The sequence below is a fragment of the Stenotrophomonas sp. YIM B06876 genome (assembly GCF_030711595.1).
GTDB lineage: Bacteria > Pseudomonadota > Gammaproteobacteria > Xanthomonadales > Xanthomonadaceae > Stenotrophomonas.
Window position 1 is genome coordinate 1 of the sequence record NZ_JAUJUJ010000612.1, and the last position, 388, is coordinate 388.

1 protein-coding gene is annotated in these 388 nt (G+C 70.1%); it reads left to right on the top strand.

Translation table 11 applies throughout. The features are described from left to right. Nucleotides 1–150: 150 nt before the first annotated feature. A partial coding sequence (locus tag QZH66_RS18705) for a UvrD-helicase domain-containing protein (protein WP_305807279.1) occupies nt 151–388 on the top strand: 238 nt, incomplete at its 3' end.

Below are 388 nucleotides of genomic sequence, written 5' to 3' on the forward strand. Positions count from 1 at the left end.
CGTCTACCCCGACTTTGAAGCGCTGACCGACGATGGCCGTTTTGAATGGCTGGCGCAGTCGGTCTGCGGCCCGCTGGCCCAATGGGCCGCCACCCAGGTGCGGGCCACGCCGCATGGCCAGGGCGAAGACCATGCCGCAGGAACCGACGCATGAGCACTCCATCCATCCCATCCCTGAACCCGATCGCCTTCCCGCTCTGGGGCAGCCGCCTGATCGAGGCCAGCGCCGGCACGGGCAAGACCTGGACCATCGCCGCGCTCTACCTGCGGCTGGTGCTGGGCCATGGCGAGAGCAACGCCTTTGCCCGGCCGCTGCGCCCGGCCGACATCCTGGTGATGACTTTCACGCGCGCGGCCACGCGCGAGCTGTCCGAGCGCATCCGCGCGC